The organism is Streptomyces sp. NPDC054783, from assembly GCF_053611725.1.
In genome coordinates this window covers 271,264-292,642 of record NZ_JBSHAY010000009.1, presented here as the reverse complement: position 1 = coordinate 292,642, position 21,379 = coordinate 271,264, and the positions used below count along the sequence as shown (strand labels likewise).

General features: G+C 71.4%; 23 protein-coding genes. 15 read left to right on the top strand and 8 right to left on the bottom strand.

From position 1 onward, the window contains the following. Positions 1–455: 455 nt before the first annotated feature. Together ACWGJ5_RS19055 and ACWGJ5_RS19050 are read left to right on the top strand one after the other, a co-directional pair. A complete protein-coding gene (locus ACWGJ5_RS19055; protein WP_453310819.1) occupies positions 456–986 on the top strand; it encodes a hypothetical protein in 531 nt (176 codons plus the stop codon). Positions 987–1,363: 377 nt separating this feature from the next. Continuing rightward, entirely contained in the window at positions 1,364–1,843 is a 480-nt protein-coding gene (locus tag ACWGJ5_RS19050; protein ID WP_453310818.1) for a hypothetical protein, read from the top strand. Positions 1,844–1,921: 78 nt separating this feature from the next. Here the strand turns inward: ACWGJ5_RS19050 and ACWGJ5_RS19045 are convergent, their stop codons facing one another. Further along, entirely contained in the window at positions 1,922–2,620 is a 699-nt protein-coding gene (locus ACWGJ5_RS19045) for a PH domain-containing protein (protein ID WP_453310817.1), read from the bottom strand. A gap of 135 nt (positions 2,621–2,755) precedes the next feature. Here ACWGJ5_RS19045 and deoC point away from each other — a divergent pair, with 135 nt between their 5' ends. Genes deoC through ACWGJ5_RS19030 form a run of 3 tightly spaced genes read left to right on the top strand, consistent with a single transcriptional unit; the run spans position 2,756 to position 6,032 of the window. Next, positions 2,756–3,715 (top strand): deoxyribose-phosphate aldolase, encoded by a 960-nt coding sequence (gene deoC, locus ACWGJ5_RS19040; RefSeq protein ID WP_453310833.1) that lies wholly within the window; start codon positions 2,756–2,758, stop codon positions 3,713–3,715. A gap of 6 nt (positions 3,716–3,721) precedes the next feature. After that, positions 3,722–5,152, top strand: a complete 1,431-nt coding sequence (locus ACWGJ5_RS19035; RefSeq protein WP_453310816.1) for an aldehyde dehydrogenase family protein — start codon at positions 3,722–3,724, stop codon at positions 5,150–5,152. Beyond that, a complete protein-coding gene (locus ACWGJ5_RS19030; RefSeq protein ID WP_453310815.1) occupies positions 5,145–6,032 on the top strand; it encodes an aldehyde dehydrogenase family protein in 888 nt (295 codons plus the stop codon). Before ACWGJ5_RS19035 ends, ACWGJ5_RS19030 begins: the two co-directional genes overlap by 8 nt. 83 nt (positions 6,033–6,115) lie before the next feature. On the opposite strand, the gene ACWGJ5_RS19025 is transcribed toward ACWGJ5_RS19030, so the two are convergent. Then, positions 6,116–6,499, bottom strand: coding sequence for a hypothetical protein (locus ACWGJ5_RS19025; RefSeq protein ID WP_453310814.1), 384 nt, complete (start codon positions 6,497–6,499; stop codon positions 6,116–6,118). A gap of 126 nt (positions 6,500–6,625) precedes the next feature. Between ACWGJ5_RS19025 and ACWGJ5_RS19020 the strand changes: the two genes are divergently transcribed. Continuing rightward, a complete protein-coding gene (locus ACWGJ5_RS19020; RefSeq protein ID WP_453310813.1) occupies positions 6,626–7,261 on the top strand; it encodes a uridine kinase family protein in 636 nt (211 codons plus the stop codon). A 172-nt stretch (positions 7,262–7,433) separates the two neighbouring features. Here ACWGJ5_RS19020 and ACWGJ5_RS19015 read toward each other — a convergent pair whose 3' ends face one another. After that, positions 7,434–8,174 carry a SigE family RNA polymerase sigma factor gene (locus tag ACWGJ5_RS19015; RefSeq protein ID WP_453310812.1) on the bottom strand — a complete coding sequence of 247 codons (741 nt, stop codon included), beginning with the start codon at positions 8,172–8,174 and terminating at the stop codon, positions 7,434–7,436. A 240-nt stretch (positions 8,175–8,414) separates the two neighbouring features. Here ACWGJ5_RS19015 and afsQ1 point away from each other — a divergent pair, with 240 nt between their 5' ends. From afsQ1 to ACWGJ5_RS18990, 5 genes are all read left to right on the top strand, one after another. Continuing rightward, positions 8,415–9,092, top strand: coding sequence for a two-component system response regulator AfsQ1 (afsQ1, locus tag ACWGJ5_RS19010; RefSeq protein ID WP_190012869.1), 678 nt, complete (start codon positions 8,415–8,417; stop codon positions 9,090–9,092). Then, positions 9,089–10,693, top strand: coding sequence for an ATP-binding protein (locus ACWGJ5_RS19005; RefSeq protein WP_453310811.1), 1,605 nt, complete (start codon positions 9,089–9,091; stop codon positions 10,691–10,693). The genes afsQ1 and ACWGJ5_RS19005 overlap by 4 nt, the downstream gene beginning before the upstream one ends. Next, positions 10,693–11,310: a hypothetical protein gene (locus tag ACWGJ5_RS19000; RefSeq protein WP_453310810.1), complete on the top strand. Its 618-nt coding sequence runs from the start codon at positions 10,693–10,695 to the stop codon at positions 11,308–11,310. The genes ACWGJ5_RS19005 and ACWGJ5_RS19000 overlap by 1 nt, the downstream gene beginning before the upstream one ends. Positions 11,311–11,426: 116 nt before the next feature. Then, the gene (locus ACWGJ5_RS18995; RefSeq protein ID WP_453310832.1) at positions 11,427–11,990 is read left to right on the top strand and encodes a VanZ family protein; all 564 of its coding nucleotides are present in this window, start codon (positions 11,427–11,429) and stop codon (positions 11,988–11,990) included. A 92-nt stretch (positions 11,991–12,082) separates the two neighbouring features. Next, a complete protein-coding gene (locus tag ACWGJ5_RS18990) occupies positions 12,083–12,283 on the top strand; it encodes a PspC domain-containing protein (protein WP_228621059.1) in 201 nt (66 codons plus the stop codon). A 98-nt stretch (positions 12,284–12,381) separates the two neighbouring features. Here the strand turns inward: ACWGJ5_RS18990 and ACWGJ5_RS18985 are convergent, their stop codons facing one another. Then, on the bottom strand, positions 12,382–12,738 hold the full coding sequence (locus tag ACWGJ5_RS18985) for an ATP-binding protein (RefSeq protein ID WP_453310809.1): 357 nt from the start codon (positions 12,736–12,738) through the stop codon (positions 12,382–12,384). A 147-nt stretch (positions 12,739–12,885) separates the two neighbouring features. Further along, a complete protein-coding gene (locus ACWGJ5_RS18980; protein WP_453310808.1) occupies positions 12,886–14,049 on the bottom strand; it encodes an adenosine deaminase in 1,164 nt (387 codons plus the stop codon). A 134-nt stretch (positions 14,050–14,183) separates the two neighbouring features. On the opposite strand from ACWGJ5_RS18980, the gene ACWGJ5_RS18975 reads away from it, so the two are divergent. Further along, on the top strand, positions 14,184–14,945 hold the full coding sequence (locus ACWGJ5_RS18975) for an alpha/beta hydrolase (RefSeq protein ID WP_453310807.1): 762 nt from the start codon (positions 14,184–14,186) through the stop codon (positions 14,943–14,945). Between the two features lie 7 nt (positions 14,946–14,952). On the opposite strand, the gene ACWGJ5_RS18970 is transcribed toward ACWGJ5_RS18975, so the two are convergent. Further along, on the bottom strand, positions 14,953–15,915 hold the full coding sequence (locus tag ACWGJ5_RS18970) for a LysR substrate-binding domain-containing protein (protein ID WP_453310806.1): 963 nt from the start codon (positions 15,913–15,915) through the stop codon (positions 14,953–14,955). Between the two features lie 63 nt (positions 15,916–15,978). Here ACWGJ5_RS18970 and ACWGJ5_RS18965 point away from each other — a divergent pair, with 63 nt between their 5' ends. After that, positions 15,979–17,292 (top strand): MFS transporter, encoded by a 1,314-nt coding sequence (locus ACWGJ5_RS18965; protein ID WP_453310805.1) that lies wholly within the window; start codon positions 15,979–15,981, stop codon positions 17,290–17,292. Positions 17,293–17,444: 152 nt separating this feature from the next. After that, positions 17,445–18,458: a sigma-70 family RNA polymerase sigma factor gene (locus ACWGJ5_RS18960; protein WP_453310804.1), complete on the top strand. Its 1,014-nt coding sequence runs from the start codon at positions 17,445–17,447 to the stop codon at positions 18,456–18,458. Here the strand turns inward: ACWGJ5_RS18960 and ACWGJ5_RS18955 are convergent. After that, positions 18,342–18,728, bottom strand: a complete 387-nt coding sequence (locus tag ACWGJ5_RS18955) for an STAS domain-containing protein (protein WP_453310803.1) — start codon at positions 18,726–18,728, stop codon at positions 18,342–18,344. The genes ACWGJ5_RS18960 and ACWGJ5_RS18955 overlap by 117 nt on opposite strands. A 67-nt stretch (positions 18,729–18,795) precedes the next feature. On the opposite strand from ACWGJ5_RS18955, the gene ACWGJ5_RS18950 reads away from it, so the two are divergent. Next, positions 18,796–19,716, top strand: a complete 921-nt coding sequence (locus ACWGJ5_RS18950; protein WP_453310802.1) for an AEC family transporter — start codon at positions 18,796–18,798, stop codon at positions 19,714–19,716. Between the two features lie 351 nt (positions 19,717–20,067). On the opposite strand, the gene ACWGJ5_RS18945 is transcribed toward ACWGJ5_RS18950, so the two are convergent. After that, on the bottom strand, positions 20,068–21,351 hold the full coding sequence (locus ACWGJ5_RS18945) for a thymidine phosphorylase (RefSeq protein ID WP_453310801.1): 1,284 nt from the start codon (positions 21,349–21,351) through the stop codon (positions 20,068–20,070). Between the last annotated feature and the right edge of the window lie 28 nt (positions 21,352–21,379).

Sequence of the window (21,379 nt, the reverse complement as noted above, 5' to 3'; positions counted from 1 at the left end):
GAGATGGGGTGCCCCGGCCCGGGGCACCCCATCTCGTCGTTCCGGGCGGAATTCCTCAACTCTCCGGAAGCGAACGGCCCTTCCCCCTTGGCGGCGTGGTCGCACGCCCTGCAGCCGGCAGCCGGCAGCGGTCGAGGGTGACGCTCCCCGTAACACGACCCGCCTCCGCCGCCGCGGCGACACGCTGTGACGCGGTGCGCCACGCCGCGACACGACGGAAGTGAGCAGGCGTCAGAAGATAAGTCGAAAGGGCTAATAGTCGGTCAATCTTCTTTTCTTCACGGCCATTTGATGGGCCGTCGGTGCCCTCGAGGGGCTGTGCGCAGCACGAAAAATACCCCTATCGGCCCTCAAAACCTGTCTTCCTATATGACCTATATGACTGGTCTGGGTATTTTTACTCACAAGCCGGCTGAAGGGCCGGTGTCCCGGAAACCGGAGACAGGAGAAGCGATATGAAGCTCCCCCGTTCCACCGTGGTCACTGCTGGTGTCGCGTCCGCCGCCGCCCTGGCCGCGACCGGTATCACCTACGCCTCGGCGGCCTCCGCCCCGGCATCCCAGTCGGCCCCGGCCCTCGCCGCCGCGGCTCCCCTCGGCGGCGAAGCCGGGCAGGGCAAGGGCAACGAGGGCCGCGAGGGCGGCCGCCGGGGCTGGGATTGGGGCCGGATCCAGATCAACGAGCGGTCGTACTCCGCCGAGCCGGGCGACTGCGTCACCGTGGTCAGCGGTCTGGGCGCCCGGAGCCTGAACATCCGCAACGACAGCCACAACACCGTCGAGGTCTTCCGCGGGGTGGTCTGCGACAACGGCGCCCCCGTCGCCACCGTCGGACCCCACAGCTCCTCGGAAGGCGTGCACGTGCGGCAGGTCCACGGCATCCACATCAAGGACGGCGTGGTGGCCAGCTTCCGCGTGATCCACCGCTGGGACGGCTGGGACGGCTGGGACGGCTGGGACGGCGACGGCGGGAACGGCGGGAGGTAGCCCACAACCCGCCGCACGAAACGGGGCTCCGGCCCGCCGGAATCGGGCCGGAGCCCCAGACCCGACCATGGACCGACGGCCCGCGTGCCGTGCGCATCCCACCGGGAACCGGACACGAGACGCCGCACGCCGGGTGTCCGGGTGGCCGTCCTTTCGCTCACCGGCCCGACCGTCCGGTGATGTCCGCCGGAGCGCGCCTTGTCGTCGGTGCCTGTCCCGACGCGACCGCCGTCGGCTTCCGTCCCATCGATGCCCGCCCCGAACGGGTGGGGAAATGGCGCAAGACGCACGCCACGGGTCGCTGCCCCCTTCTCCCGGGGATGAACGGGGCGCGGCCCGAGGGCGTCCCGTACTCGAGACACCGCGGGGTGAGTGAGATGACTGTGGGTCTGGTGGAAGACGTCAGCGACGACACCTACGTCCTGGACATCCTCACCATCACACTGACACCCGCACTGCCGTGGCTCGGGCACCAGGTCCGCTGCGAGATGGAGGGCCACCTCAAGGAGGCCGTCGACCTGACCCGGGTCACCTGCAACGTGATCATGAAGTTCGGTCCGGTGAAGATGCTGGACAGGTGGTACCGGCTGCCCGAGCTGCTGGCGCAGATGGGCGCACGCCTCCCGGGTGACCCCAGGCCCCCCGCCGGGCGGTGGACGCAGACGTGGCTCCTGCGGCTGCCCGAGGCGGTGCCGGTGGCCGAGCACCGGATCCGCCTGCGCGCGCGGACGGGGAACGGAAAGAACTTCTTCGCGCTGGACATCCCCATGGACTTCAGCAGCAGGTTCCATCCGTCCAGGACGTACGGCGGCGGAGGCTCGCGCATGATCCACAGCCCGCGCTGCCGCTCGCTGTGACCCCCGGCCGCCCCCGCCCGTCCCCGCGGCCAGGGGACCGTGCCCGGCCGGCCGCCCGCACCGGGCGCCCGGCGAACCTCACCTGGTGACCAGCAGGATCAGCAGCAGCACCGCGCCCGCCAGCGTGGGCGCGATCACCTCGTACGCCCAGCGCACGGTGACCTCCCCCTGCGCCGACTCCGCCTCGCCGCGCCGGTCCAGCAGCTCCCGCAGGTCGTCCATGACCTGGTCGGTCTCCGCGCGGGTCGGTCCGGTCGGCAGGCCCGCGGCGCCGGTGCCGCCGAAGCCGCCCATGCCGCCGAAGCCGAGGCTGCGGCGCGTCTGCTCCCGGCCGCGCCCCGCCTCCGCCGCCGCCCGCGACTTGCGCATCTCCGCCTTCTTGCGGCCCCGCAGCGACACGGGAACCGACCACAGCTGGTACTTGCCGCCGGACTTGGCGACGACCTCGTTGGAGTAGCCGGAGCGCAGCGAGGCGACCTCGCCCCAGGGCAGGCTGATCACCCGGAACGGATTGCGCACCCGCAGCCGGTCCTCGCCCGCGAAGACCGCCGGGCGCAGTGTGAAGGCGATCACCAGCGGCACGATCAGGATCATCCCGGCGAGCGCCAGCCACGGCGCACGGCCATGGCCCTGGAACAGCGCGTCGAAGCCGAGCCAGCCGATGACGACGAGCAGCAGCACGCCGCCCACGAGCGCCATGGGCGAGCGGTAGATCCGGTCCTTCGCCGCGGGGACCGGGGGCTGTGACGCGGGTGACTGGTGGTCGGGCGTGGTCATGGGCCCAGTCTGCATGACACCGGCGGCGGTGCCGCCACACGCCCCGGAACCGGCGCTCAGCTGTGATCTTCGGGCGGTATATGAGCACCCGGGCTATACATTTGCTACGCGCGTAGATATGCTCGTCCGGTGACCATGCCCACCACTGCACCCACAGCACACGCTCTCGCTGACGTCACCGCGTCCGACAGCACGCTGGGCCGCTTCCTGCACGGGCTGCCCGGCGTCGACGCGGTCGGCCTGGAGGCGCGCACCGCGTCTCTCGGCACCCGATCCATCAAGACCACCGCGAAGGCGTACGCCATCGACCTCGCCATCTCGATGGTCGACCTGACGACGCTGGAAGGCGCGGACACCCCGGGCAAGGTCCGGGCGCTCGGCGCCAAGGCGGTCCACCCCGACCCCACCGACCGCACGACCCCGGCGACCGCCGCGGTCTGCGTCTACCCCGACATGGTGGCCGTCGCCAAGGAGGCCGTCGCCGGCTCCGGCGTGAAGGTCGCCTCGGTCGCCACCGCCTTCCCGGCCGGCCGTGTCGCCCTCGACGTGAAGCTGGCCGACGTCCGCGACGCCGTCGCCGCCGGCGCCGACGAGATCGACATGGTCATCGACCGGGGCGCGTTCCTCGCCGGCAAGTACCTGAAGGTGTACGACGAGATCATCGCCGTGAAGGAGGCCTGCGGCCAGTCCGCCCGGCTGAAGGTCATCTTCGAGACCGGCGAGCTGTCGACGTACGACAACATCCGCCGCGCCTCCTGGCTCGGCATGCTGGCCGGCGCCGACTTCATCAAGACCTCGACCGGCAAGGTGGCGGTGAACGCGACCCCGGCCAACACCCTCCTCATGCTGGAGGCCGCACGGGACTTCCGCGCCCAGACCGGCGTCCAGGTCGGCGTGAAGCCGGCCGGCGGCATCCGCACCTCCAAGGACGCCGTCAAGTTCCTGGTCCTGGTCAACGAGACCGCGGGCGAGGACTGGCTGGACAACCACTGGTTCCGCTTCGGCGCCTCCTCGCTGCTGAACGATCTGCTGATGCAGCGTCAGAAGCTGGCCACCGGCCGCTACTCCGGCCCCGACTACGTGACGGTGGACTGATCGATCATGGTTTTCGAGTACGCACCGGCGCCCGAGTCCCGCTCGGTCGTCGACATCGCCCCCTCCTACGGGCTGTTCATCGACGGCGAGTTCACGGACGCGGCCGACGGCAAGGTCTTCAAGACGGTCAGCCCCAGCACGGAAGAGGTGCTGTCCGAGGTCGCCCAGGCCGGCACCGAGGACGTCGACCGCGCGGTCAAGGCCGCCCGCAGGGCCTTCGAGAAGTGGTCGGCGCTGCCCGGCTCCGAGCGCGCGAAGTACCTGTTCCGCATCGCCCGGATCATCCAGGAGCGCAGCCGTGAGCTGGCCGTCCTGGAGACGCTGGACAACGGCAAGCCGATCAAGGAGACGAGGGACGCCGACCTGCCCCTGGTGGCGGCCCACTTCTTCTACTACGCGGGCTGGGCGGACAAGCTCGACCACGCGGGCTTCGGCGCGAACCCGCGGCCGCTGGGCGTCGCCGGCCAGGTCATTCCCTGGAACTTCCCGCTGCTGATGCTGGCGTGGAAGATCGCCCCGGCGCTGGCGACCGGCAACACGGTCGTCCTGAAGCCCGCCGAGACGACCCCCCTCTCCGCCCTGTTCTTCGCGGACATCTGCCGCCAGGCCGGGCTGCCCAAGGGTGTCGTCAACATCCTGCCGGGCTACGGCGACGCGGGCGCCGCGCTCGTCGCGCACCCGGACGTGAACAAGGTGGCCTTCACCGGCTCCACGGCCGTCGGCAAGGAGATCGCCCGCACGGTCGCGGGCACGAGGAAGAAGCTCACCCTCGAACTGGGCGGCAAGGGCGCCAACATCGTCTTCGACGACGCGCCGATCGACCAGGCCGTCGAGGGCATCGTCACCGGCATCTTCTTCAACCAGGGCCAGGTCTGCTGCGCGGGCAGCCGTCTGCTGGTGCAGGAGTCGATCCAGGACGAGCTGCTGGACTCCCTCAAGCGCCGCCTGTCCACGCTCCGCCTCGGCGACCCGCTGGACAAGAACACCGACATCGGCGCGATCAACTCCGCCGAGCAGCTGGCCCGGATCACCGCGCTGGCCGAGCAGGGCGAGGCGGAGGGCGCCGAGCGCTGGTCCCCGGCCTGCGAACTGCCGTCCTCCGGCTACTGGTTCGCCCCGACGCTGTTCACGAACGTCACCCAGGCGCACACCATCGCCCGCGACGAGATCTTCGGCCCGGTGCTGTCGATCCTCACCTTCCGCACCCCGGACGAGGCGGTCGCCAAGGCGAACAACACGCAGTACGGCCTGTCGGCGGGCATCTGGACCGAGAAGGGCTCGCGCATCCTGGCGGTCGCGAGCAAGCTCCGCGCGGGCGTGATCTGGTCCAACACGTTCAACAAGTTCGACCCGACCTCGCCCTTCGGCGGCTACAAGGAGTCGGGCTTCGGCCGCGAGGGCGGCCGCCACGGCCTGGAGGCGTACCTCGATGTCTGATGCACGACTGTCGGTGTTCAAGACCTACAAGCTGTACGTCGGCGGGAAGTTCCCGCGTTCCGAGAGCGGCCGGGTGTACGAGGTGACCGACTCAAAGGGCAACTGGCTGGCCAACGCTCCCCAGTCGAGCCGCAAGGACGCCCGGGACGCGGTCGTGGCCGCGCGCAAGGCGTTCGGCGGCTGGTCCGGCGCGACGGCGTACAACCGCGGCCAGGTCCTCTACCGCGTCGCGGAGATGCTGGAGGGCCGCAGGGACCAGTTCGTCCGGGAAGTGGCCGACGCCGAGGGCCTGTCGAAGTCGAAGGCCGCCGCGGTCGTGGACGCGACCGTCGACCGCTGGGTCTGGTACGCCGGCTGGACCGACAAGATCGCCCAGGTGATCGGCGGCGCCAACCCGGTCGCGGGCCCCTTCTTCAACCTCTCCTCCCCCGAGCCGACGGGCGTGGTCGTCGTACTGGCCCCGCAGGAGTCGTCGTTCCTGGGCCTGGTCTCGGTGCTCGCGCCCGTGATCGCCACCGGCAACACGGCGGTCGTGATCGCGAGCGAGAAGTCCCCGCTTCCGGCCCTGTCCCTGGCCGAGGTGCTGGCCACCTCCGACGTGCCGGGCGGTGTGGTGAACATCCTCTCCGGCCGTACGGCCGAGCTCGCGGCGCCGCTGGCCGCGCACCAGGACGTCAACGCGATCGACCTCGCGGGTGCGGACGAGGAGCTGGCGAAGGAGCTGGAGATCGCGGCGGCCGACAATCTGAAGCGGGTTCTTCGTCCACAGGCTGTGGATTACTTCGAGACGCCGGGCATCGACCAGATGACGGCGTTCCTGGAGACGAAGACGGTGTGGCATCCGACGGGGTCGCTCGGCGCGTCCGGCTCGTCGTACTGACGGCCACGACGGCCTGACGGCCACGACAGCCGGGAGCCGCGCCGCCCCTCCGTCCAGGGGCGGCGCGGCTCCCTCGTCCGCGGTCAGCCCTGGGCCCCGGTCAGGCCGCCCAGCACTCCCCCGAGTCCTTCCGCCGCCGGGACGGCGCCGATCGGGCCCATCCGGGCGAGCGGTCCGGTCAGGCCGCCGAGGTCGCCGTCGTCCGCCGGCAGGACACGGGTGTGGGCGACGGGGGTGTACTGCAGGGCCTGGACGGGGATGGCGGCGTAGTCGGTCAGTCCCGGCACCTGGGCGCCTTCCTGCGGGGCCATCGCCCCGAGCGAGGCGGGCCGCAGGGGCACGTCCGGGACGCGAGCGGCGTCCGCGGACGCCGTCGCCGCGCCCGCACCCAGCGCCGCCGAGGCGGTCGCGAGGACGATCAGGGCGCGCCGCGCGGTGTGGTTGCGGGGGGACGTCAGTCGTGTCATTGCCGGGCCACCTTCTGATACTCAGGGTGAAGCTGTCGACACGAAGGGTAGTTGAGGCGGGAGTCACGCTCAAAAGCCGACCCGCGGGGTCGGCAGGCACCCCGCCATACGTCAAACTGGTGTTCCGTGAGCATTCATCCCCCGTCCCCCGCCCGCGTCGTGCTGCTGTGCGGCCCCTCGGGCTCGGGCAAGTCCCTCGTCGCCGCCCGCTCCGGGCTTCCCGTCCTGCGTCTGGACGACTTCTACAAGGAGGGCGACAACCCCACTCTGCCCCTGGTGGAGGGGAGTTCGGACATCGACTGGGACCACCCGGACTCCTGGGACACCCAGGTCGCGGTGGAGGCCATCACCCGGCTGTGCGCGACGGGTTCGGCGCCGGTGCCGGTGTACGACATCGCGCTGAGCGCCCGTAGCGGCGAGGAGACGCTGCACATCGGCCGTACCCCGCTGTTCATAGCGGAGGGCGTCTTCGCCGCGGAGATCGTCGCGCGCTGCCGGGAACTGGGCGTGCTCGCGGACGCGCTGTGCCTGAGCCGCGGGCCGGTCACCACGTTCCGGCGGCGGTTCCTGCGGGATCTGAAGGAGGGCCGCAAGTCGGTGCCGTTCCTGCTGCGGCGCGGCTGGCGGCTGATGCGCGCGGAACGCTCGATCGTCTCCCGCCAGGTGGCACTGGGTGCGCATCCGTGCGACCGCGACGAGGCGCTGGGGCGGCTCGCGGCAGCGGCGGCGGGGCGGCACGCGCGTCGGCAGACGGTGGCGTAACCGCCGTACGAAGCCACACGGGAACGGCGGAAACGGAAACGGGACTGGACAGGGCCCCCCGACCCTCCAGTCCCGCTTCTCGTGCTCCCCCGTATCCCCCGTGTCCCCCTCCGTTTTTCCCCCGTGTCCCCCGTGTTCCCCCGCCGGGTCACCTCGCGGTGACCCCTGACCTTCAGGCGACCAGTTCGCCGAAGGCGTTCTCCTCGTCACGGCCGAAGCTGAGGACCTCGTCCTCGCGCAGCCGGCGCAGCGAGCGCCAGATGCTGGACTTCACCGTGCCGACACTGATGTCGAGGATCTCCGCGATCTCCGGGTCCGTGCGGCCCTCGTAGTAGCGCAGGACCAGCATGGTGCGCTGGAGCTCGGGCAGCCGGGCCAGCGCCTGCCACAGGACCGCGCGCAGCTCGGTGCCGCGCATCGCGTCCGTGTCGGAGGGCGTCTCCGGCAGTTCCTCGGTCGGGTACTCGTTGAGCTTGCGGCGCCGCCAGGCGCTGATGTGCAGGTTGGTCATGGTGCGGCGGAGGTATCCGCCGACCGCGGCCTTGTCGCTGATCCGGTCCCACGCCTTGTAGGTCGAGAACAGCGCGCTCTGCAGCAGGTCCTCGGCCTCGAAGCGGTCGCCGGTCAGGTGGTAGGCGGTGGCGTACAGGGAGGCGCGGCGCTCCTGGACGTAGGCGGTGAACTCCGCCTCCGTCAGGGAACGGCGCTGCTCCCCCGAGTCCTCCCTGTACGCGGATCCCCCGTGCGTCTCCCCCGTGTGCGCGTCAACCACCGTCATGTAGGCGGTGTGCTGACGCCCGGTGCCGCGAGCGCACCCCCGCCCGCTCACGGCACCGGACTTCTCGGCACCCCGGTGCACATCGTGCAGTCGCGTGACTACGGCGCTGGTGCTGATGCTGTGCAGCGTGTTCATCTCGCGCTCCCCGTGGTGGACTTCCGGTCGTTCGGTCCTGCCCGGGCCGGCTCGGCTGGCCGCCCTGCCCGTGCCCAAAAGACTGCCGGGGCGACTTCATGGACGTGTCCGCCGACTGTCACAGACCTGTCACAGGGGTCCGGTCCAGCGTCGTCACAGGAAGTGCACAGATGGTGGCGGTAGGGAAGGCCCGGTGTCGGCGGGTCGTACGACAGCCCGTCCATGGGCCAGAATGAGCCCGTGCCTTCCCTGTTGCTGATCGAGGACGACGACGCCATCCGCACGGCCCTGGAGCTCTCCCTGACGCGCCAGGGTCACCGGGTGGCGACCGCTGCCAGCGGTGAGGACGGTCTGAAGCTGCTGCGCGAGCAGCGGCCCGACCTGATCGTGCTGGACGTGATGCTGCCCGGCATCGACGGCTTCGAGGTGTGCCGTCGCATCCGGCGCACCGACCAGTTGCCGATCATCCTGCTGACCGCGCGGAGCGACGACATCGACGTGGTGGTCGGGCTGGAGTCCGGCGCCGACGACTATGTGGTCAAGCCGGTGCAGGGCCGGGTGCTGGACGCCCGGATCCGGGCGGTGCTGCGGCGCGGGGAGCGCGAGTCCAGCGATTCGGCGACGTTCGGCAGCCTGGTCATCGACCGGTCGGCGATGACCGTGACGAAGAACGGCGAGGATCTGCAGCTGACCCCGACCGAGCTGAGGCTGCTGCTGGAGCTGAGCCGGCGGCCCGGTCAGGCGCTGTCCCGGCAGCAGCTGCTGCGGCTGGTGTGGGAGCACGACTATCTCGGTGACTCGCGGCTCGTGGACGCCTGTGTGCAGCGGCTGCGCGCGAAGGTCGAGGACGTGCCGTCGTCCCCGACGCTGATCCGTACCGTCCGTGGTGTCGGCTACCGCCTGGACACCCCTCAGTGACCGACAAGCAACGCGGGCTGCGCGGCTGGGCCGCGGGGCGCAAGGGAAATCTGTCGCGGCTCAGGTTCACCAGCCTCAGGCTGCGCCTGGTCGTCGTCTTCGCGCTGGTGGCGCTGACGGCCGCCGTCTCGGCGTCCGGCATCGCCTACTGGCTGAACCGGGAGGCGGTGCTCACCCGGGCCCAGGACGCGGTGCTGCGCGACTTCCGGCAGGAGATGCAGAACCGCGCGGGCGCGCTGCCGGCGCACCCCACACAGGACCAACTCCAGCGCGCTGCGGGCCAGATGGCGGCGAGCAGCCAGCACTTCAGCGTGCTGCTGGTCGCCCAGGACGCCGACGGCAAGACGGTGTACGGCAACTCGGGCGGCATCAACGGCTTCTCGCTGGAGGACGTGCCCAAGTCGCTGCGCGCGGCCGTGAACAAGCAGCAGCAGGTGACCGACACCAACAAGGAGCCGTACCACCTGTACTGGCAGCGGGTCGTGGACCACGGCACGCCGTATCTGGTGGCCGGTTCGCGGGTGATCGGCGGCGGGCCCACGGGCTACATGGCCAAGTCGCTGGAGCCGGAGGCGAAGGACCTCAACTCGCTGGCCTGGTCGCTGGGCATCGCCACCGGGCTCGCGCTGATCGGCGCCGCGCTGCTCGCACAGGCCGCGGCCACGACCGTGCTGAAGCCGGTGCACCGGCTGGGGGTCGCCGCCCGGCGGCTCGGTGAGGGCAGGCTGGACACGCGGCTGCGGGTGTCGGGGACCGACGAACTCGCCGATCTCTCCCGGACGTTCAACAACGCCGCCGAGGCGCTGGAGGAGCGGGTCGCAGAGATGGCGGCGCGGGACGACGCCTCGCGTCGCTTCGTCGCCGACATGAGCCACGAGCTGCGGACGCCGCTGACCGCCATCACCGCCGTGACGGAGGTGCTGGAGGAGGAGCTGGACTCCGAGGCGGGCGGGATCGACCCGATGATCGAGCCCGCGGTCCGGCTGGTGGTCAGCGAGACCCGGCGCCTGAACGACCTGGTCGAGAACCTGATGGAGGTCACCCGCTTCGACGCGGGCACCGCCCGGCTGGTCCTGGACGACGTCGACCTCGCCGACCAGATCACCGCCTGCATCGACGCCCGGGCCTGGCTGGACGCGGTCGAGCTGGACGCCGAGCGCGGCATCCACGCCCGCCTCGACCCGCGCCGGCTCGACGTCATCCTCGCCAACCTGATCGGCAACGCGCTCAAGCACGGCGGGTCGCCGGTGCGGGTGTCGGTGCGCATAGACGGCGACGACCTGGTCATCGCGGTGCGTGACCACGGCCCGGGGATCCCCGAGGACGTGCTCCCCCACGTCTTCGACCGCTTCTTCAAGGCGAGCGCCTCCCGGCCGCGCTCCGAGGGCAGCGGGCTGGGCCTGTCCATCGCCATGGAGAACGCCCACATCCACGGCGGCGAGATCACCGCCGCCAACTCGCCCGAGGGCGGCGCGGTGTTCACACTGCGGCTGCCACGGGACGCCTCCCGGCTGACGGAGGAGGCCGACGAGGGCACAAAGACCGACAAGGACGCTTCCGGGAACTCCGGAAGCCCGGGAAGTTCAGGAAGGGAGGGGTGATGTCCGTACGACGCCTGACCGTGCGACGCCTGCTGGCGCTGCCCCTCCTCGGCCTGCTGCTCTCCGGCTGCGGCATCCGGGCCACCCAGGTGCCGACCGACTTCGGGGCGGCGCCGTCCCGGGTGCCGTGCTCGCTGCCGGGGCCGGACCGGACCACGCAGTCCGCGCAGGGCGTGCCCGTGCAGGTCTTCCTGCTCTGCGGCGCGTCCCTGGTGACCGTCGACCGGACGGTACGCGTCCCCGAGGGCACTCCGGACGCGCGGCGCCGCGTGATCGTGGCCCAGGGGCTCCTGGACCAGCTCGCCGCGTCCCCGTCCGCCGCGGAGCGCTCCGCGGGCTACACGACGTACGTGCCGGGCGGTCTCACCGTGCGCGGGCCCGGCCGCGGGGACCCCGAGGAGACGCTCCGCCTGACCACGGCGCCGTCCCGGCTCACCTCCTACGCCCTGGCCCAGGTGGTGTGCACGCTCTCCGACTCGGCGGCGACGGAGGGCGACGGCACGGTCATCCTCGGCGGCCCGGACGACGGACCGCTGCGCCGCTACGCGTGCACCGACGACGTCCGCGACCGCCCGGGCAGCGTCGAGCCGCCGTCCAGCGAGGTCGCGCGGAGGTAGCGACCCGGAGGGGTCGCGGGGTTGCCCTCCGTGTGCGAAACCCCTTTCCGGAGCGCAGGGCGACCGGGAAGTTGCGGGGCGGAACCGATCGGGTGCGGGAGTGCGTCTTGGGGGACGTGCAGCGTCAAGGCTCCATCGGCGGCGACAGCGCCGCGATCCGTATCCGGGTGGCAGGAGGTGTCCTCCTCGTCGCCCACCTCGCCCTCGTCGCCTGGCTGATGCTGCGACCCCTGGACGTCCCCTGGGTGACACCCCCCAACCTGCACCCCCTCGCCGGCATCCGGGCCGACCTGGCCCTGGGCTGGCCGGGGGCCGCCAGACCCATCGGCGAGGGCCTGGCCCTGCTCGCCCCGCTGGGCGTGCTGCTGCCGATGGCGCACGGCAGGCTCGCCGTCTCCCCGGTCTCCTCCCTGATCCGTACGACCGCCGCCGGCGCCCTGGTCTCCCTCGGCATCGCCCTGCTGCAGACCGGCGTGCCGGGCCGGGTCGTGGACGTGGACTCGCTGCTGCTGAACACGGCCGGTGTCGCGCTGGCCCACCTGGTGGTCGTACCCGCGGGCCGCGCCCATGTACGGCGGCGGCAGTTGGAGGACCACACCGGGGCCGCGCCCGTCACCGTCCAGGAGGAGCTGTCTCAGGGGCGTACCCCGACGATTCCCAGGGTCGGGATAGCTCCATAGAGTGACGCTTCGTCCGCTTCGTGTCCGTATCGTCGAAGACAGCTGATGGAAGACAGCCGTCGACAGGAACCGACGACCACGGAGGAGCCGACATGTCCACCCTTGCCCGCCCGACCCACGGCCGCATGATCGGCGGAGTGTGCGCAGCACTCGCACGGCGCTTCGGCACCTCCGCGACGACGATGCGGGTGATCTTCCTGCTGTCCTGCCTGCTGCCCGGCCCTCAGTTCCTGCTCTACATAGCGCTGTGGATCCTGCTGCCGGCCGAGGACCGGACGAGTACCGCCTGGTGACAGCCGCCCACCGCCTGGTGACGGCCGTACGCGAAACGCCGACAGGGCGCCCCCGGTCCTGACCGGGGCGCCCCGACGGCGTCGTACGGCAGCCGGCGTCAGCCGAGCGAGAGGCCGTTGACCGGCAGGCCGTGCACGGGCGCGCCCTGCACGGGAAGTCCGCCGAGGCGGCTGTGGACCGGCCCGGTCGCCCCGCCCTGCAGCGCGTTCTCGACGGTCGGCCGCGCGGCGGCCATGCCGGCACCCAGGGCGTCCTGCCCCCGGGTGAGGGCGTCGGTGGTGCCCGGCTGGGCGATGCCGGCGTCCCCGGCCGGCAGCGTCCTGGAGACCGTGCCGAGCGCCGGGGTCGCGTCCGGTACGGCCGGGGCCGCTGCGTTGGCCGCGCCGGCGCCGACGGCGGCGAAAGTGGCACCGAGGGCGGCGACACCGAGAGTCCTGACGGCAGAGTGCTTCATGGTGAGTGCGTCCTTGAAATAGGGGACGGAGAACAAAAACGATGAACGGTCCTCGACCGTAAACACGCCCGATCATCCGCCGCAAACACCGAAATGCGGACGGGTTGTGAACCGTCTTTCACAACCCGTCAGCCCGCCGAGTCGCCGCTATCCCGCCGAACCGGCAGAACCGCTGGTGGAGGCCGTCTGCCGGAACAGCCATTCGGATTTCAGCTCCGCATATCCCGGCTTGACGACGTCATTGATCATAGCGAGCCGTTCATCGAAAGGAATGAACGCCGATTTCATTGCATTGACAGAGAACCACTGAAGGTCGTCGAGCGTGTAACCGAACACCTCGACGAGATGCTCGAATTCCTGGCTCATGGTGGTGTGCGACATCAGCCGGTTGTCGGTGTTCACGGTGGCCCGGAAGTGCAGCCGGCGCAGCAGCCCGATCGGATGCTCGGCGTAGGAGGGCGCGGCCCCGGTCTGCAGGTTGGAGCTGGGGCACAGCTCCAGCGGGATCCGCTTGTCCCGGACGTACGACGCCAGCCGGCCGAGCGTGACGGAGCCGTCCTCGTGGACCTCGATGTCGTCGATGATCCGCACGCCGTGCCCGAGCCGGTCGGCGCCGCACCACTGCAGCGCCTGCCAGATGGACGGCAGCCCGAAGGCCTCACCTGCGTGGATGGTGAAATGGTTGTTCTCGCGCTTGAGGTACTCGAACGCGTCCAGGTGCCGGGTGGGCGGGTAGCCTGCCTCGGCTCCCGCGATGTCGAAGCCGACGACCCCGGAGTCCCGGTAGCGGTTGGCGAGTTCGGCGATCTCCAGGGAGCGGGCGGCATGCCGCATGGCGGTCAGCAGGGCGCCGACCCGGATGCGGCGGCCGTTGTCCCGGGCGAGCCGCTCGCCCTGCCGGAACCCCTCGTTGACGGCTTCGACGACCTCTTCGAGGGTGAGCCCCCGTTCGAGATGCTGTTCGGGGGCGTAGCGCACCTCGGCGTAGACGACGCCGTCCTCCGCCAGGTCCTCGGCGCACTCGCGGGCGACCCGGACGAGCGCTTCCCGCGTCTGCATCACGCCGACGGTGTGCCTGAAGGTCTCCAGATACCGTTCCAGCGAGCCGGAGTCGGCGGCCTCGCGGAACCAGATGCCCAGCTTGTCCGGATCGGTCTCGGGAAGCTCCGAATAGCCGTTCGCGTGGGCGAGTTCGACGACGGTTCCGGGGCGGAGACCGCCGTCGAGATGATCGTGCAGCAGAACCTTGGGTGCCCGGCGGATCTGGTCCGGCGTCGGAACGGCCCCACTTGGTGCAGTCTGGCTCGTCATTTCCGCACTGTAACGCCTACGCGCGTAGAGATCCCCGCGAACGCGACAGTTCTTCGGCGACGGTTTTCCGCCGATACCCAACGGTGACCGCCCGTACGGGTTTGGTACACCGCCCCTTCTGACACTGTTCTGTCATGGGACAGCAAGCGACACCGGTCCGAACGGCCGGGCTGGGAAGGGCGGTCGGCCCGGTGCCGACGGCGGTGAGCGGAGCGGTGCTGTTGCTCCCCGGCGGGGAGGAGGTCTCCACCCGCAGGCCGTCCCCCGTGCGGGCGACGATCGCGCTGCGCGCGCTGGGCCGACGGCTCGCCCGCGCGGGGCGGGAGGAGGGGTTGGCTGTCCATACCGTCCACTACCGCTGCCGGGGCTGGAACGGGAGCGAGGCGCATCTGGCCGTGGATGCCGAGTGGGCCGCAGACGAGGTCGTACGACGCTACGGGGACGTTCCCGTGTGCCTGGTCGGGGTGGACATGGGCGGACGGGCGGCGCTGCGGGCGGGCGGCCACGAGGCCGTCAACTCCGTTGTCGCGCTCGCCCCTTGGCTGCCGGAGGACGACGTAGCCGCGCCCGCCGAGCCGGTGAAGCAGCTCGTGGGGCGGCGGGTGCTGATCGTGCACGGCACGAATGACGAGCGGACCGATCCCGAGCTGTCGTTCCGGTTCGCGGCGCGGGCGAAGAAGGTCAACCGGGAGGTTTGCCGGTTCGAAGTGCACTCCGACGGGCACGGGTTGCACGGGCACCGGGACGAGGTCGCCTCTCTGGCCGTCGACTTCATGATGGGGGCGTTGTTCGGGCACTCCGTGTCCCGCCCTGTGGAGGACGCGCTTGCCGCTCCGCCGCCGATCGGGCTTCGAATGCCGCTGGCTGCGGGGTTCGGGCGGTCGCTGAGGCGGTAGGCGTCCCTCAGGAGGGGAGCAGGTTGCCCCTTCTCGAGAGCAGGAACTTCTTGAAGGCGGCCACCGGTGGGGTGTCGGGGCGGTCCGCCAGCCACGCCACGCCGATCTCCCGTACCGCTCTCGGGGCGGTGACCGCCAGTTCCACCACTCCCGGCCTGGGGACTGTGGGCGGTGGCAGAAGCGCGACGCCCAGGCCCGCCGCCACCAGGCCCCGCAGGGTCTCCGCCTCCTCGCCCTCGAAGGCGACCCTCGGGCGGAAGCCGGCCTCGCGGCACAGGGCGTCGAAGATGCGGCGCAGGCCGTAGCCGGGTTCCAGAGTGACGAAGGTTTCCTCGGCCGCCTCGGCGAGGCGGATGCGGCGGCGGGTGGCCAGCCGGTGGTCGGCGGGCACCACCAGGCGGAGCTTCTGCTCGTCCAGGCGGCGGGCGACCAGGTCGGGGGCTTCGGGGACGGGCGAGGTGAGACAGAGGTCCAGTTCGCCGGCGCGCAGGCCTTCCAGCATCGCCTCGCCGTAGTTCTGCACCAGGCTGAAGCGGACGCGCGGGTGGTCCTCCCGGAAGGCGTGCAGGAGGCCGGGCACGGTCTCGGCGCCCATGGTGTGCAGGAAGCCGAAGGCGACCTTGCCGGTGGCGGGGTCGGCGTCGGCGCGCACCTCCTCCGCGGCCCGCTCGATCTCCGCGAGGGCGCGTTCGACGGAGGTGAGGAAGGTGCGGCCGGCGGGGGTCAGGGAGACCGTACGGCCGTGCCGGGCGAACAGGTCGACGCCCAGGTCCTGTTCCAGGCGGGCCATCGCGCGGGAGAGGGTGGACTGCGGGACGTTCATCTCGTGGGCGGCGCGGGTGACGTGCTCGGTGCGGGCCACACCGGCGAAGTACGCGAGACGGGGAGCCAGTACCCGCGACATCGCGGACATGTCTTCTGTGTCACTGTTCGGTGACAGGCGAGGCTGTGAGCTCTGCTGATGCGGCATGGGAACGATTATGGCGATTCCATGCATTGGACGGATGAGACGGGCCGTACCTACGGTCGTGGCATGTCTCCCGCCAGTACCGGGGCGTCCATCGCCGTGGACGCCGCAATGACCGTCCCCGTCTCCGACACCTCCGCCTCCGCCTCCGCCTCCGCCTCCGCCTCCGCCTCCGACAACCGTATGACTCCGGGCGGCCCCGGCTACCGCCGGATGAGCCTCGCCCTCTTCCTAGCCGGAGTCGCGACCTTCGCCCTTCTGTACTCCACGCAGGCCCTGCTGCCGCTGATCTCCGGCGAGTTCGGGGTCGCGGCGAGCGAGGCGAGCTGGACCGTGGCGGCCGCGACCGGCGGACTGGCGCTGTTCGTCCTGCCGATGAGCGCCCTGTCCGAGCGCTTCGGCCGCCGTACGGTGATGACGGCCTCGCTGGCCGTCGCGGTGACCGTGGGGCTGCTGGTGCCGTTCGCGCCGTCGCTCGGCGCGCTGGTGGTGCTGCGGGCGGTGCAGGGCGCGGCGCTGGCCGGTCTGCCGGCCTCGGCACAGGCCTATCTGGCCGAGGAGGTCCGGCCGAAGGCGCTGGTCACGGCCATCGGCCTGTTCGTCGCGGGCAACAGCGTGGGCGGCATGAGCGGCCGGGTGATCACCGGCTGGGTGGCCCAGGAATGGGGCTGGCGGGTCGCCGTCGGCGTGATCGGCCTGATCGCCGTGGGCTGCGCGATCGCCTTCCGGCTGCTGCTGCCGACGCCGAGGCACTTCACGGCGGGCTCGCTGCGGCCCCGCGTCCTGCTCGGCACGGTCCGCGACCACCTCGCGAACCCGCTGCTGCGGCGGCTGTACGCGATCGGCGCGCTGTTCATGACGGTGTTCGGCGGCGTGTACACGGTGATCGGCTACCGGCTGACGGGCGCACCGTTCGGGCTGCCGCAGGGCATCATCGGCTCGGTCTTCCTGGTCTACCTGGTGGGCACGGTGTCGGCGTCCACGGCGGGCCGGCTGGTGGGCCGGCTCGGCCGCCGGGGCGCGCTGTACCTGGCGGGCGGTACGACGGCGGCGGGCCTGCTGCTCTCGCTGGTCCCCTCGCTGCCGCTGGTCCTGCTGGGCCTGGTGCTGATCACGGCGGGCTTCTTCGCGGGCCACGCGGTCGCCTCCTCGGCGGTCAGCAAGACGGCCACGCGGGGCCGCGCCCAGGCCTCGGCGCTGTACCAGTCCACGTACTACATCGGCTCCAGCGTCGGCAGCACCGTCGGCGCGACGGCCTTCCACGCGGACGGCTGGGAGGGGACGGTCGGCGTGGGTCTCCTGGCGGTGCTGGGCGTGGTGACGATCACGGTCCTCGGCTCCGTGGCGGCCCGGCGCTCGCTTGCCGCGATCGCGGCCTGAAGACGCCCCGAGCCGAACCACCCTAGTTCTCAGACACCCGTCCGACCTGCGCCTTTCCCACTCTGGGCGCCATTGTCAGTGCCCTGCGGTAGCTTCCAAGGTGCTGGGGCGCGAAGGAGCGCTACAGGGACGGCCACAGGGGTGGGTGGACGATGGGCGACAGCACGGCGACGGCGGACCTGGACGTCGCACTGGAGAAGCACCGGACCGAGCTGACCGGGTACTGCTACCGCATGCTCGGCTCCTCCTTCGAGGCGGAGGACGCGGTGCAGGACACCCTGGTGCGGGCCTGGCGGAGCTACGACAAGTTCGAGGGCCGCTCCAGCCTGCGCTCGTGGCTGTACCGGATCGCGACGAACGTGTGCCTGGACATGCTGACGGCCGGCAACAAACGGGCGAGACCGATGGACCTGACCGAATCGACGCCGCTCGCACAGGCGGCCCTCTCCCCCCGCCCGGACCACACCTGGCTGGAGCCGATGCCGGACGCGCGCGTCCTGCCGACGGTCGACGACCCGGCGGAGGCCGCGGTCGCGAAGGAGTCGATCCGGCTGGCCTTCATGGCGGCCCTCCAGCAGCTGCCGCCCAAGCAGCGGGCGGTGCTGATCCTGCGCGAGGTGCTGGCCTGGAAGGCGAGCGAGGTCGCCGAGCTGCTGGACACCTCGGTCGCCTCGGTCAACAGCGCCCTGCAGCGGGCGCGGGCCACGCTCGCGGAACGCGCGGACGCGGGCCCCGAGGGCGCGGTGTCCGATCCTCTGGACGAGGAGCAGCAGAAACTCCTGGAGCGCTATGTCAAAGCCTTCGAGGGCTATGACATGACGGCGCTGACGGCGTTGCTGCACGAGGACGCCGTCATGACGATGCCGCCGTTCGACCTGTGGCTGCGCGGCCCGGCCGACATCACCGGCTTCATGTCGACGCTGGGCGCCTCCTGCGCCGGGTCGCGTCTGCTGCCGGTGCAGGTCAACGGCCTGCCAGGGTTCGCGCACTACAAGCCGGACGAGGAGAAGGGCGGTTTCGGTCCCTGGGCCGTGCAGGTGCTGGAGCTGTCAGGGGGCCGGATCACCGGTTTCCACTGCTTCCTCGACACCAAGCGCTGGTTCCCGCTCCTCGGCCTCCCCCTCCACCTGGAAGCGGAGCCCGACGAGGTCGAGAAGGGCGTGTAGCGCGGGATCGGGGTCCCGCAGCCGGATCCGCCCGCCGGCCCGGCGGGCGGCCAGCTCCAGCCGTGCCAGCAGGTCCACGGCGGCCAGGCCCGGGGGCCCGAGCCCGCCCACGTCGCACACGACGACGCGGGCGCCGCTGCCCGCCAGCAGCGTCCGCACCTGGGCACACAGCCCCGCCACCTCGTCCCGGGTGACGGGGCCGGGCAGCACGAGCACGGCGGGTTCCTTGGCCTTCACGTGCGGTAGACCGGAGGGCCGGGCCGAACTCATCGCCACGGATCGTCATCGGCACGGATCACATTGACCGGTTCCCCCTTCTCCTCGGAGGGTTGGTCGGGTGACGGGGGTGCTGAGCGGGTTCGCGGTGATCACGGTCGTCATCGGGGTGGGCTATGTCCTCGGGCGGCGCGGGACGCTCGGGGCGCAGGGCGGTGAGGTGCTGACCCGGCTGGCCTTCACGGTGGCGGGCCCCGCGCTCCTCTTCACGACCCTCGCGCGCGCCGACCTGTCGGTGCTCTTCTCGGCTCGGCTGCTGGTGACGGCGCTGAGCACGGCCGCGGTCGCGGGGGTGTTCGCCCTGGTCGGTGCGGCGTGCCGCTGGGGCGTGGGCCGTACGACCATCGGCGCCCTGTGCTCCGGTTATGTGAACTCGGGCAACCTCGGTATCCCGATCGCGGCGTACGTCCTGGGCGACGCGTCCCTGGTGGCACCGGTGCTGCTCTTCCAGGTGGTCCTGGTGACGCCCATCGCGCTGACGATCCTGGATCTGTCCGGCATGGGCGAGAAGGGCACGCTGTGGCGGCGCCTGCTGACACCGCTGCGCAATCCGATAGCGGTGGGCTCGCTGTCGGGGGTCGTGGTGTCGGCGGCGGGCTGGACGGTCCCCGGCCCGCTGATGAATCCCCTCACCCTGATCGGCAACATGTCCGTCCCGGCGGCGCTGCTGGTCTTCGGCATGTCGCTGCACGGCAGTTCGGCACCCGGCCGGGGCCGGGACCGCCACCTGGTGCTGCTTTCCGTGGCGTTGAAGTCGCTGGGGCAGCCTGCGGTGGCGTGGGCCCTGGCGAGGTACGTCTTCGGCCTGCACGGTGCGCCGTTGCTCGACGTGGTGGTGACCTCGGCCCTCCCGGCCGCGCAGAACCTGTTCACCTACGCCAGCCGCTACCGCGTGGCCGAGGGCCTGGCCCGCGAGTCGGTCCTGCTGTCGACCGTGGTGTCGGTGCCGGTGCTGGTGGGGGTGGCGGCGGTGCTGGGGTGACGCCGGGTCAGCCGACGGTGAGCGTGAGGCGGCGAGGGGACCGTCAGGGCCAGCCGATGATGGACGCCCCACGGATCGGGGATCACCTCGTAGAGGCGCCTCTGCAAGGGCGCCGGGATGCGGTGGTGAGCGACGGCGGAGTGAGGAACCACGGTGACGAGCGCCTGAATGATCTCCACCTTGCAGCCCTTGGGCGCTTCCGTCCGCGCTTCCAGACCCGGACGAGTTCGCCCCACTCGTTGTCGGTCAGCAGGCAGTCACCCTCGACCTCGTCCGTGGGCTCGTCCAACATGCCGAACGGGACCGGCGGTGGTCCACCGATCCCGTTCACCCGGAAGGGAAATCCCCTGGTCAGGCAATACGCTCCAGCACCACGGGCGACGGCGTGAAGGCCGTGCCCGGTGCCGCGATGTCGTACGAGCCCTGCACCGCCTGCAGCGCGTACTCGAAGCGCTCGGGGGTGTCCGTGTGGAGGGTCAGCAGGGGCTGGCCCTCGGTCACCGCGTCGCCCGGCTTGGCGTGCATCTCGACGCCCGCGCCCGCCTGCACCGGGTCCTCCTTGCGCGCACGCCCCGCGCCCAGGCGCCAGGCCGCGACGCCGATGCCGTACGCGTCGAGGCGGGTCAGGACTCCGGAGGCCGGAGCCTTGATCACATGCTGTTCCTTCGACGTGGGCAGCACGGCGTCCGGGTCGCCGCCCTGCGCCGCGATCATGCGGCGCCACACGTCCATCGCCGAGCCGTCGGCCAGGGCCTTCGCCGGGTCGGCGTCCTTGATGCCCGCCGCGTCCAGCATCTCCCGCGCCAGCGCCAGCGTCAGCTCGACCACGTCCGCCGGGCCACCGCCCGCCAGGACCTCCACCGACTCGCGGACCTCCAGCGCGTTGCCCGCCGTCAGACCCAGCGGGGTGGACATGTCGGTCAGGAGGGCGACCGTCTTCACGCCGTGGTCGGTGCCGAGGCCCACCATCGTGGTCGCCAGTTCGCGGGCGTCGTCCAGCGTCTTCATGAAGGCGCCGCTGCCCACCTTCACGTCCAGGACCAGCGAGCCCGTGCCCTCGGCGATCTTCTTCGACATGATCGAGGAGGCGATGAGCGGGATCGCCTCCACCGTGCCCGTCACGTCTCGCAGCGCGTACAGCTTCTTGTCCGCCGGGGCCAGGCCGTCGCCCGCCGCGCAGATCACCGCGCCGGTCCCCTCCAGCACGGACAGCATCTCCTCGTTCGAGAGCAGCGCGCGCCAACCCGGGATGGACTCCAGCTTGTCCAGGGTGCCGCCGGTGTGGCCCAGACCCCGGCCCGAGAGCTGCGGGACGGCGGCTCCGCACGCGGCCACGAGCGGGGCCAGGGGGAGGGTGATCTTGTCGCCGACGCCGCCCGTCGAGTGCTTGTCGGCCGTCGGGCGGGACAGGGTGGAGAAGTCCATGCGCTCGCCGGAGGCGATCATGGCGGCCGTCCAGCGGGCGATCTCGCGGCGGTGCATGCCGTTGAGCAGGATCGCCATGGCGAGCGCGGACATCTGCTCGTCGGCGACCTCGCCGCGGGTGTACGCGTCGATGACCCAGTCGATCTGCTCGTCGGTCAGCTCGCCGCGGTCCCGCTTGGTGCGGATCACGGAGATGGCGTCCATGGCCATGGCGGGTGTGGTTCCTTCCGGGAGGTGC

Coding starts and splice junctions, on each gene's coding strand:
- ACWGJ5_RS19030 (WP_453310815.1), top strand. CDS start 5,145: ATGTCTGATGCACGACTGTCGGTGTTCAAGACCTACAAGCTGTACGTC.
- ACWGJ5_RS19015 (WP_453310812.1), bottom strand. CDS start 8,174: ATGAACACGCTGCACAGCATCAGCACCAGCGCCGTAGTCACGCGACTG.
- deoC (WP_453310833.1), top strand. CDS start 2,756: ATGCCCACCACTGCACCCACAGCACACGCTCTCGCTGACGTCACCGCG.
- ACWGJ5_RS18955 (WP_453310803.1), bottom strand. CDS start 18,728: ATGAGTTCGGCCCGGCCCTCCGGTCTACCGCACGTGAAGGCCAAGGAA.
- ACWGJ5_RS18985 (WP_453310809.1), bottom strand. CDS start 12,738: ATGAAGCACTCTGCCGTCAGGACTCTCGGTGTCGCCGCCCTCGGTGCC.
- ACWGJ5_RS19055 (WP_453310819.1), top strand. CDS start 456: ATGAAGCTCCCCCGTTCCACCGTGGTCACTGCTGGTGTCGCGTCCGCC.
- ACWGJ5_RS19000 (WP_453310810.1), top strand. CDS start 10,693: ATGTCCGTACGACGCCTGACCGTGCGACGCCTGCTGGCGCTGCCCCTC.
- ACWGJ5_RS18990 (WP_228621059.1), top strand. CDS start 12,083: ATGTCCACCCTTGCCCGCCCGACCCACGGCCGCATGATCGGCGGAGTG.
- ACWGJ5_RS19025 (WP_453310814.1), bottom strand. CDS start 6,499: ATGACACGACTGACGTCCCCCCGCAACCACACCGCGCGGCGCGCCCTG.
- ACWGJ5_RS18960 (WP_453310804.1), top strand. CDS start 17,445: ATGGGCGACAGCACGGCGACGGCGGACCTGGACGTCGCACTGGAGAAG.
- ACWGJ5_RS18970 (WP_453310806.1), bottom strand. CDS start 15,915: ATGCCGCATCAGCAGAGCTCACAGCCTCGCCTGTCACCGAACAGTGAC.
- ACWGJ5_RS18980 (WP_453310808.1), bottom strand. CDS start 14,049: ATGACGAGCCAGACTGCACCAAGTGGGGCCGTTCCGACGCCGGACCAG.
- ACWGJ5_RS19035 (WP_453310816.1), top strand. CDS start 3,722: ATGGTTTTCGAGTACGCACCGGCGCCCGAGTCCCGCTCGGTCGTCGAC.
- ACWGJ5_RS18945 (WP_453310801.1), bottom strand. CDS start 21,351: ATGGCCATGGACGCCATCTCCGTGATCCGCACCAAGCGGGACCGCGGC.
- ACWGJ5_RS19045 (WP_453310817.1), bottom strand. CDS start 2,620: ATGACCACGCCCGACCACCAGTCACCCGCGTCACAGCCCCCGGTCCCC.
- ACWGJ5_RS19050 (WP_453310818.1), top strand. CDS start 1,364: ATGACTGTGGGTCTGGTGGAAGACGTCAGCGACGACACCTACGTCCTG.
- ACWGJ5_RS18965 (WP_453310805.1), top strand. CDS start 15,979: ATGTCTCCCGCCAGTACCGGGGCGTCCATCGCCGTGGACGCCGCAATG.
- ACWGJ5_RS18975 (WP_453310807.1), top strand. CDS start 14,184: ATGGGACAGCAAGCGACACCGGTCCGAACGGCCGGGCTGGGAAGGGCG.